Source organism: Intrasporangium sp. (genome assembly GCF_035280925.1).
In the GTDB taxonomy this organism is placed as follows: Bacteria; Actinomycetota; Actinomycetes; order Actinomycetales; family Dermatophilaceae; genus Intrasporangium.
Map to the genome: position 1 here is coordinate 1 of NZ_DATEEY010000205.1, position 9,693 is coordinate 9,693.

Annotated in this window: 9 protein-coding genes; 6 read left to right on the forward strand and 3 right to left on the reverse strand. The window is 68.5% G+C overall.

Annotated features, from left to right (window positions below):
* The 6 genes from VJN29_RS18240 to VJN29_RS18265 all read left to right on the forward strand — a co-directional run.
* Positions 1-629, forward strand: a 629-nt coding sequence (locus tag VJN29_RS18240) for an ROK family protein (RefSeq protein ID WP_324145062.1), incomplete at its 5' end; no start/stop codon positions are given.
* Positions 630-641: 12 nt separating this feature from the next.
* Positions 642-1,439 carry a glucosamine-6-phosphate deaminase gene (locus VJN29_RS18245; protein WP_324145063.1) on the forward strand — a complete coding sequence of 266 codons (798 nt, stop codon included), beginning with the start codon at positions 642-644 and terminating at the stop codon, positions 1,437-1,439.
* A 69-nt stretch (positions 1,440-1,508) separates the two neighbouring features.
* Positions 1,509-2,327: a MerR family transcriptional regulator gene (locus VJN29_RS18250; RefSeq protein WP_324145064.1), complete on the forward strand. Its 819-nt coding sequence runs from the start codon at positions 1,509-1,511 to the stop codon at positions 2,325-2,327.
* Positions 2,328-2,352: 25 nt separating this feature from the next.
* Entirely contained in the window at positions 2,353-2,709 is a 357-nt protein-coding gene (locus VJN29_RS18255) for a VOC family protein (protein ID WP_324145065.1), read from the forward strand.
* A 498-nt stretch (positions 2,710-3,207) separates the two neighbouring features.
* The gene (gene dnaB / locus VJN29_RS18260) at positions 3,208-6,120 is read left to right on the forward strand and encodes a replicative DNA helicase (protein WP_324145066.1); all 2,913 of its coding nucleotides are present in this window, start codon (positions 3,208-3,210) and stop codon (positions 6,118-6,120) included.
* A gap of 581 nt (positions 6,121-6,701) precedes the next feature.
* Complete coding sequence (locus VJN29_RS18265; protein WP_324145067.1) at positions 6,702-8,318, forward strand: GMC family oxidoreductase; 1,617 nt, start codon at positions 6,702-6,704, stop codon at positions 8,316-8,318.
* A 203-nt stretch (positions 8,319-8,521) separates the two neighbouring features.
* On the opposite strand, the gene VJN29_RS18270 is transcribed toward VJN29_RS18265, so the two are convergent.
* From VJN29_RS18270 to VJN29_RS18280, 3 genes are all read right to left on the reverse strand, one after another.
* Positions 8,522-8,806, reverse strand: a complete 285-nt coding sequence (locus VJN29_RS18270; protein WP_324145068.1) for a hypothetical protein — start codon at positions 8,804-8,806, stop codon at positions 8,522-8,524.
* 88 nt (positions 8,807-8,894) lie between these two features.
* Positions 8,895-9,152, reverse strand: a complete 258-nt coding sequence (locus VJN29_RS18275) for a Txe/YoeB family addiction module toxin (RefSeq protein WP_324145069.1) — start codon at positions 9,150-9,152, stop codon at positions 8,895-8,897.
* A gap of 1 nt (position 9,153) precedes the next feature.
* Positions 9,154-9,411 carry a type II toxin-antitoxin system prevent-host-death family antitoxin gene (locus VJN29_RS18280; RefSeq protein ID WP_324145070.1) on the reverse strand — a complete coding sequence of 86 codons (258 nt, stop codon included), beginning with the start codon at positions 9,409-9,411 and terminating at the stop codon, positions 9,154-9,156.
* Positions 9,412-9,693: the final 282 nt, after the last annotated feature.

Consider the following 9,693-nt stretch of genomic DNA (forward strand, 5'->3'; position numbering starts at 1 on the left):
TCCCGGTGCAGGTGGAGAACGACGTCAAGGCGGCTGCACGCGGTGCCGTCCAGCTGCTCGCGGGGAGCGGTGTCGTGCCGCGGTCGCTCGGCTACCTCAACCTCGGCACCGGGCTCGCGGCCGCGATGGTCGTCGAGGGGAGGGTGGTCCGAGGGCTCGACGGAGCCGCGGGCGAGATCGGGCACATCCCCGTCGGTGGCGACATGGCCTGCTCGTGCGGCCAGGTCGGATGCCTCGAGACCCTCGCGTCGGGCACCGCTCTGGCACGGCGATGGCCGGGCGCCCCGGCCGACCTCTACGCAGCGGCAGGGTCCGGTGACGCGGTCGCCCGGGCAGCGGCAGACGACCTGGCCCGAGGGGTCGCCACTGCGGTGCAGATCCTCGTCCTGGCCGCCGGCGCAGAGCACGTCGCGGTGGGCGGCGGCCTGACAGGGCTCGGTGAGCCGCTCGCCACGGCCGTACGGCAGGACCTGCACGACCGGTCCCAAGCGTCGCCACTCATGGCGTCCCTGCAGCTGCAGGACCGGTTCGAGGTGCTCCCGCAGGACGTGCCGATCGCCGCCATCGGCGCTGCCAGCCTCGGCGGGCTGGACCCGTCCGCTCTGGCGGGCCAGGACCTCGCCGGATAGGGCCGAAGCACCATGGAGATCATCGTCCTTCCGAGCGCGGAGGAAGTGGCTGTCCGGGCGGCCGGCATCGTCGGGGAGGCACTCGCCAGCGCGACGACGGGAGATGCCCGGACCAGCGCGAACCTGGGACTGGCGACCGGCTCCTCACCGCTCGGCCTCTATCGCGAGCTCACGCGGGCACGGCGCTCGGGGGAGGTCGACCTGACGCGGGTGCATGGCTTCGCCCTCGATGAGTACGTCGGGCTGCCGGCCGGTCATCCGCAGTCCTACCGCGAAGTCCTCACCAAGGAGGTCTGCGGCCCCCTCACGCTCGACCCGGCCAACCTCCACGTCCCGGATGGGTCGGGCAGCACGCTGGACGAGCTCGTCACTGCCGCAGCGGCCTACGACGACTCGATCCGCCAGCTTGGCGGCATCGACGTCCAGATCCTCGGCATCGGGTCCAATGGCCACATCGGCTTCAACGAGCCGGGCTCGGCCCTGACGTCGCGAACCCGGGTCAAGCGCCTGTCGGACCGGACGCGCCTCGACAACGCCCGCTTCTTCGGGGAGCCGGAGGAGGTGCCGACCCACTGCGTCACGCAGGGTCTCGGGACCATCCTCGAGGCGCGAGCTCTGGTCCTCGTGGCGACCGGGCCCGGCAAGGCAGCGGCCGTTGCCGCAGCGGTGGAGGGGCCACTCACCGCGTCGTGCCCGGCCTCGGTGCTGCAGTGGCACGCGAGGGCGACGGTCGTCGTCGACGAGGACGCTGCGACCGGCCTGCGCAACCGCGAGTACTACGCCGAGGCGGCAGCCGGCCTTCGAGACTGACCGAGCTCAGCGGCATACGATCTGGGTGGGTCTTGCCTCTCCCCCGGGGGGAGACTCCACGATGGGCGCGTGACCGAACCACTGATGTCCATCGGGACGTTCTCGCGGGCCTCGTCGATCTCCATCAAGGCGCTGCGGGCCTACCACGCGCAGGGGATCCTCGAGCCGGCCGTCGTCGACGAGGAGACCGGATTCCGCTCGTACCACGTGGGCCAGCTCGCTGATGCCGCGGTCGTGCGACGGCTCCGGGACCTCGACGTGCCGCTCGCTGCGGTGCGCGAGGTGCTCGCTGCCCGCAACCTCGAGGTGACCCGGCGCGTGCTGGCCGAACACACTGCGAAGATGCGGTCAGAGCTCGAGCGGGCCGAGCGGATCGTCGCCGAGCTGTCCAGGACCGAGCCCGCGGACGAGACGCCGGCGCGGGTCGTGCGGCTGCCGCCGCAGATTGCCATCGCAGTGTCGGGTGTCGTCAGCGGGGACGGCTTCGCGACGTTCCTCGAGGGGTCGTATGCCGCTGTGCTCGCTCGCGTCGAGGCGCTGGGACTGCGCGTGGCCGGGTCTCCGACGGGCCTCTACCAAGCCGAGATCCTCGACGAGACAGGCGAACCCGCGACGGCCTACGTTCCGGTCGAGGAGGCTCCCGCGAATGTGGGCGCGGGGTTGCTCAGGCTCGAGCTGCCCGCGGTCACTGCGGCGGTGCTGACGCATCGGGGTGGCTACGACTCGATCGACGAGCGCTACCAGGCGCTCGGCGCCTGGGTCGCGCACCACGGGCGTCCGACGGGCGCGCCGGTGCGGGAGGTCTATCTCGTGGGGCCGCGTGAGGTGGACGATCCCTCGGCGTACCGAACCGACATCTGCTGGCCGGTAGAGCTGGATGACGTGTGAATCACCAACACAGAGAAGGGAACTGATGATGGCACTGACGATGGGTGCAATCGTGATGGACTCCAGCGACGCGCTGCGCCTCGGGGAGTTCTGGTCGGGCGCGCTGGACCGGCCGCTCGATGATGGGGCGAGCGAGGAGTTCGCGTCCATCGGGCTGAAGGAGCCGGGCGGGCAGTCGTGGATGTTCGCCAAGGTGCCGGAGCCCAAGGTGGCGAAGAACCGGGCTCACCCGGACTTCTCCGCGGAGGACCGTGATGCGGAGGTCGAGCGTCTCGTGGGACTCGGGGCGTCCGTCGTCGCGGACCACGACGAGGACGGCGTCCGGTGGACGGTGCTCCAGGACGTCGAGGGGAACGAGTTCTGCGTGGCCGGGAAGCACTGAGGACGACGTCCGGGCCTACCCAGGCCACCACCGCGGCGGTGACGCTGGGCTGGCAGCCAGCCCAGCGGCACACGCCTGTGCGTCTTTGGGTGTTGTCTGGACCTGTGCGCGGGCTGTGGATGACGCACAGGGCCGTCCCCATTTCTGTCCACAGGACGTGGACAGGCGTTTGCGCAGGTCGTCAGCCAGGAACCGCAAGGGGATCCACACCCGCAGTCACAGCACTCCGCACACGTTGTCCACAAGAAGTGCCGGTGTGTCGCCGCCGCGTGTGCACATGTTGTCCACAGGCGGATTCGCGTATTCGACGGATCGCGTTGTGGGCGGTTCATGCTGGGCTCTACGGTGGTGCCTGCTTCGCTGAACGGTACCCGTCGGGAGCGTCCCCAACCTCGACCGTGACGGCTCAGCGTGGCCGCGGCGTGCCGTTCGGGTGGTTGTCAGTGGCGCGTGGTGCAGTTGGGGGTCAGGGGTAACGTCGTCACGGAAGGGGAGCGCGTGTCGCTCGATGAGCTGAGCACGAGTGCCTTCGCCACGGCCTCGCGCGAGGGCGGGCCGCCGGACGACCGGCTGCCTCCCCAGGACGTCGGGGCGGAGCAGTCCGTGCTCGGCGGCATGCTCCTGTCCAAGGACGCCATCGCCGACTGCGTCGAGCAGCTCAAGGGCACCGACTTCTACCGGCCGGCGCACGAGCTCATCTACGACGCGATCCTCGACCTCTATGGGCGTGGCGAGCCGGCTGACGCGATCACCGTCGCCGATGAGCTGACCAAGCGCGGCGACCTGGCGCGGATCGGCGGACAGGCCTACCTGCACCAGCTCATCGCCTCGGTGCCGACGGCGGCCAATGCCGGGTACTACGCGCAGATCGTGGCCGAGCGCGCGGTGCTGCGGCGCCTCGTCGAGGCGGGGACCAGGATCGTGCAGCTCGGCTACGCACAGGGCGGCGGCGACGTCGAGGACATCGTCAACGCCGCGCAGGCGGAGGTGTACTCGGTCGCGGACAAGCGGGGTGGCGAGGACTACCACGCGATCGGCGACATCCTCGAGGCGACGGTGGATGAGATCGAGGTGGCGTCCGGCCGGTCTGGTGAGATGACCGGTGTGCCAACGGGATTCACTGATCTGGACTCACTGACCAACGGGTTGCACCCTGGGCAGATGATCGTGATCGCGGCCCGGCCTGCCATGGGCAAGGCTCTGGCGCTCAACACCCCGCTGGCCACGCCCGACGGCTGGACGACGATGGGCGACGTGTCGGTCGGGGACCTCGTGCTCGGCGCCGACGGCCGACCGACTCGGGTCATGGCTGCCACCGAGGTGATGGAGGACCGACCGTGCTACGAGGTCGAGTTCTCCGACGGGTCGGTGCTCGTGGCGGACGAGCAGCACCAGTGGTCCGTTCGGCTGGACGGCTCGGACAAGCGCGTCCTGACGACGGCCGAGGTGATGGCCGCCGAAGGGCTGGGCCACGTCGTCACGGTCGAGCGGGTTCCGGGCTTCGGGGTGTCGGGAATCACCTTGGCGCTGTGGAAGATCGACCGGGTGGAGCGGGTCAGCTCGGTGCCGGTCCGCTGCATCGAGGTCGAGGCGGAGGACCACCTGTACCTCGCCGGCCGGACCATGATCCCGACGCACAACTCGACGATCGGGCTCGACATCGTGCGGTCGGCGGCGATCAAGCACAAGATGGCAGCAGTCATCTTCTCGCTCGAGATGAGCCGCACCGAGATCACCATGCGCCTGCTCTCGGCCGAGGCCGGCATCCAGCTCCAGCACATGCGCAAGGGCACCATGCGCGAGGAGGACTGGACGCGGCTCGCCTCGACGATGGGCAAGGTCTCGGATGCGCCTCTGTTCATTGACGATTCGCCCAACATGTCGCTGATGGAGATCCGGGCGAAGTGCCGGCGCCTCAAGCAGCGGCACAACCTGAAGATCGTCGTCATCGACTACCTGCAGCTCATGTCGTCGGGCAAGCGCGTCGAGTCGCGGCAGCAGGAGGTGTCGGAGTTCTCGCGGGCGCTCAAGCTGCTGGCCAAGGAGCTCGAGGTGCCGGTCATCGCGATCTCGCAGCTGAACCGCGGACCCGAGCAGCGCACGGACAAGAAGCCGCAGATGAGCGACCTGCGTGAGTCCGGGTGTCTTACGGCAGAGACGCGGGTGCTGCGTGCGGACACGGGTGCCGAGATGTCGATCGCGGACCTGGTCGCCCACTTTGCCCGTGGGCCCGATGATCCGGTGCCGGTGTGGGGGCTCGACGAGTCGCTGCGCTACGTGGCTCGCCCGATGACCAAGGTGTTCTCGACGGGGGTGCGTCCGGTGTTCCGGCTGACCCTGGCCTCGGGCAAGACCGTGCGGGCGACCGAGAACCATCCCTTCCTCACCGTGTCGGGCTGGACGCCTCTGGGGGAGCTGCGGACCGGGGACCGGGTTGCCGTGCCGCGACACGTGCCGGCGCCTGAGCGGCACGAGCAGGTGCTGGAAGACGGGGAGCTCCGCGTCGGGGCGCGCATCATGTCGTCGAGGACGAGCGAGCGGCCGGGGGCCCGTGTCGAGACAATGGGATGCCGTATCGGCTTTGATGTCTACCCGATGGCGGAGCGGACGCTGCCGCCTGACGTCGGGTACTTCCCGAAGCGGCAGATCGGGCTGCTCATCGGGAGTCTCTGGTCGCTCGATGGCGTGGTGGCCGTGGACGAGGCAGCTCGCGAGGGACGAATCGTGCTGCGGCACCAGTCGCGTCAGCTGCTCGAGGACGTGTCGCGGCTGCTGTTGCGCTTCGGGATCTCGGCGGTGATCGCCAGTGTCGGCGGGATGTGGGAGCTCGCGGTCGCCGGTGTGGATGACCAGCGCCGGTTCCTGCAGGAGATCGCGGTCCATGGCGAGCGGTCGCCGGCGGCTGAGGCACTGCTGGCCATCGTGCGGGAGCGGTCAGGGATCGGTGTGCCCGCCGCTGGTGGTGGTGATCCTGGGGACGGTCCGCGTGAGTCGCGCGTGACGATAGGCCCCGAGGACCTCGGTAACGGGTTCTTCGGTGACGAGGGGTACGACCTGGAGCGGGTCTCGGAGCTGCTCGACAGCCTCGATCTCGACCTGGAGGCTGCCAACGACGTGCTGTGGGACGAGGTGGCCTCAGTGGAGGCTGACGGCGTGGAAGAGGTCTATGACGCAACAGTTCTCGGCGCGCACAACTTCATCGCCAACGGCATCGCGGTCCACAACTCCATCGAGCAGGACGCCGACATGGTGATCCTCCTGCATCGTGAGGCCGCCTATGAGAAGGACTCGCCGCGCGAGGGCGAGGCAGACCTGATCGTGGCCAAGCACCGAAACGGCCCCACCGACACGATCGTCGTCGCGTTCCAGGGGCACTTCAGCCGCTTCACCAACATGGCGACGAACTTCTGACTCTCCCACCGGCTCCGGTGCCTCGAAACGCTCGACGGCCGCCACCCTCCGGAAGAGTTGCGGCGCGTCAGGGGTCCGCCAACGTGGCGTTCACTGTGAGCCATGCGTCGACTTGGAGGGTCAGCAGGCCGTGCGGGAGTTCCGCCCCACCATGCATCCCAGCCCAGTCTCGAGCGTCCGGCGGCTTTCCGCGTAGAGCTCGGCCCGAAATGAGTGCAGCGCGTCAATCCGCCCAGTTTGACGCTGCCACGTCGATCAGGGAACTCGCCCCTCGGGGAACTTGTGGAAAGCCTTGGGGTCAAGTCCGGACCCGTGGTGTACGACGGTGATCCTGTGAGGTTGGTCGGTTAGGCGCTGATGGCTCCGGCGTCCAAGCACCTTTCATCACATACCCGCAGTCCGTGAGGTCGTTCTAGACCGGGACCTGGCTAACAGGTGGGCTCATCGGAGTGCGCTACGAGGCTGAGGCCCTCCTGGGCTGGCTTGCCACGCCTGATTGGCCTCGGCGCTTCTTGCCCGCATCGTTGAGCCCGGGTAGAACTGGCGGGAGAAGTCCGGCCCACAGGAGGGCCGGGGATGTGATGGCTGCCGGGAATTATCGCTACGTCATCGTGGGCGCCGGGTCGGCGGGCTGTGTGCTGGCCAACCGGCTCTCGGCCGACCCTGCGTGCCAAGTTGCACTGCTTGAAGCCGGCGGGCCGGACCGCAAGCGGGAGATCCGTATACCGGCGGCTTTCATCAAACTCTTCCTGACCGAGTACGACTGGAACTACCGCACGACCAAGCAACCGCACCTGTCGGATCGGGAGGTGTACTGGCCGCGTGGCAGGACCCTGGGCGGTTCGTCCTCGATCAACGCACAGGCGTGGACGCGCGGGCACCGCGCCGATTATGACGGCTGGGCGCAAAGTTGTCCCGGCTGGTCATATGACGAGGTACTGCCGTACTTCCAGCGGGCCGAGCACCGCGTGGGTAGCAACGCTGGCGGGGTGTACGGCACCGCGGGACCGCAGTTCATCTCCGAGCTGCGCGACCCCAACCCCACCACATCGGCTTTCCTGGCAGCATGCGCCGAACTTGGCCTGCGCCGTCTCGGCGAGCTCAACGAGCCGGACAACACCGGCTACTCACCAACCCCCGTAACCCAGCGCCGCGGGCTGCGGCACAGCACCGCGGACGCCTACCTGCGCCCCGCCATGCGGCGGCCCAATCTCACCGTCATCACCGGGGCTCACGCCCAACGGATTCTGCTTGACGGTCCCCGTGCCACCGGCGTGGAGTACCGCGATGAGGCTGGTGTGACCCAGCGAGTCACCGCCTCCAGCGAGGTGATCCTCAGCGCCGGCGCCGTCAACTCACCACAGCTCCTCATGCTCTCTGGCATCGGCGACGCCGACCAGCTGCGCGCTGCCGGCGTGGTGCGGCGCCACGAACTTGTGGGTGTCGGTGCGAACCTGCAGGACCACCTGGCCTGCGGGGTCGTGTTTCACTGCCCGAAGCCGATCACACTCGTCGCGGCCGACTCCCCGGTCCAACTGATCCGTTTCCTGCTCGCGCGCCGCGGGATGCTCACCTCCAGCGTGAACGAGGCAGTCGCCTTCGTCCGGAGCGACCCAGCGCTGGCCGCCCCTGATCTTGAGCTCGTGTGGCTTCCGGTGCCGTTCCTAGGTGAGGGCATGACAGCTCCACCCGGCCACGGGCTGACCTTGGCAGTCGAACTGCTGCAGCCGGAGAGCCGCGGCAACATCAGCCTTGCCAGTGCCAACCCGGCGGAGCCGCCGGTCATCGACCCGGGCTACCTCACCGCCGAGTCGGACCTGCGCGGTCTTGTTGCCGGCGTGCGCATCGCCGAACGGCTGTGCGAGACAGCTGCGCTGCGGCCCTACGTCGGAGCCCCCATGGCGCCCTATCCGGGCAAGGTCGATGACGCGAAGTTGGTGGCGCTCATTCGGGAATACGCCCAGACGGCATATCACCCCGTTGGCACCTGCCGCATGGGCAGCGACCATGCCGCGGTATTGGACCCCGAGCTACGCGTCCGCGGCCTGGACGGGCTGCGAGTTGTGGACGCGTCGGTGATGCCACGCATCATCCGCGGCCACACCCACGCGCCCACCATCATGATCGCCGAGCGCGCCGCCGACCTCATCCAAACAAGCGACCACCAAGCCCAACCGGGCCCGGCAAGCATCGCTTGACACCGAAGATCCGAGCTGCACGAGTGCCCGTGGGTCCGCGCGGGAGGTGGTGTACTGAGACGACAGAAAACTGCCGCGATGTGGGCGCTACAGACGTCCGCTCTTGCCGCGAGTTGCGCGGCTCGGACCTGCGTCACAACGCCGCCAGTCGACCACCCCGAGGGCCCGCTTGAGCCCACGTCGCCTGAGGCTGGCGCGCGGCTTCATCGCTTCCGTGGTGCTCCCCGCTCCCACCAGTCGTCCGGAGGGCATTCGCGGATGAAGTTGGCGGTGGTCTCGACGTCCGCCAGATTGCAGAACTTCCAGAGCTCCTTCGCCGCGCGCGAGTACTGGAAGATGACGTGGTCGATGTCGAACGCATCCAGCTCGCCGGCGCGGTAACGGTCGACCGCAGCGCCCACCCGCTCTACCAGCAGGGCCAACTGGGCTTGGTGGTACCCGGCCACGGCTTCGCGGGCGGCCCGTCGCTCTGGCTTGGTGGACACCATCCGAGGCTACGCGCACAGGCCGAATGCCCCGCTGTGATAGCCGCTCCACCTGCTGTCGCACGGGCATGTCGACCCGCACGGCCTCGCTCTATCCGTAGTGGTAGCGACAGGCAGCGATCCTGACCTCGTCGTCGACGACTTTGTACACGAGGCGGTGCTCATCGGTGATGCGTCTGGACCAGTAGCCCGCGAAGTCATGCTTGAGCGCTTCCGGCTTGCCGATGCCCTCGTTGCCGTGGCGTTGGATGTCAGCGAGCAGCACGTTGATCCTCTTCAAGACCCTGCGGTCCTGCGCTTGCCACCAGAGGTAGTCCTCCCACGCGTTCTCGTCCCAGACGAGCAGCACGTCAGTCGGTCTCGATCAGGTCATGACCGTTACCGCGACCGGCCTCCAGACGCTCCATGGCGTCGAGGAGGCGTCGGGCGTTGGCGGGTGAACGCATCAGGTAGGCCGTCTCCCGGAGGGACTCGTAGTCCTCGAGGGAGACGATGACCACGGGCTCATGTCCCGCCCGGGTGATGATGACCTCCTCGCGGTCGTTGGCAACGCCATCGAGTACCTCGGCGTAGCGAGCCCGGGATTCGGTGTAGCTCATCGTCTTCATCATCGCCTCCTGTACAGGAAAGTGTACGTGGGGGTTAGGTGGATCGCCAACCGCGCCCTGATAGCGGCGCCACGCTCCGGATCCGCTGGCCAAACTACGAGCCAAGCGGATCTCATCGCGGTCGCGGACGTGCGTCTATTCGCCGCCTGCCGGGCGCGCGGTCGTGCTTCCATTGGTGCGTGCGTACCGGCACGCGAGGTCGAGGCGGCGTGCGAAGCGCGGTGAGCATCGGGCACCTCCTCGTTGGCGGCGCGGTACTGGCCTTTGCAGTTGTGCTCATCG

Bases quoted from the DNA above. Each gene is read 5' to 3' on its own strand.
- VJN29_RS18245 (WP_324145063.1), top strand. From the start codon at position 642: ATGGAGATCATCGTCCTTCCGAGCGCGGAGGAAGTGGCTGTCCGGGCG.
- VJN29_RS18255 (WP_324145065.1), top strand. From the start codon at position 2,353: ATGATGGCACTGACGATGGGTGCAATCGTGATGGACTCCAGCGACGCG.
- VJN29_RS18265 (WP_324145067.1), top strand. From the start codon at position 6,702: ATGGCTGCCGGGAATTATCGCTACGTCATCGTGGGCGCCGGGTCGGCG.
- VJN29_RS18270 (WP_324145068.1), bottom strand. From the start codon at position 8,806: ATGGTGTCCACCAAGCCAGAGCGACGGGCCGCCCGCGAAGCCGTGGCC.
- VJN29_RS18280 (WP_324145070.1), bottom strand. From the start codon at position 9,411: ATGAAGACGATGAGCTACACCGAATCCCGGGCTCGCTACGCCGAGGTA.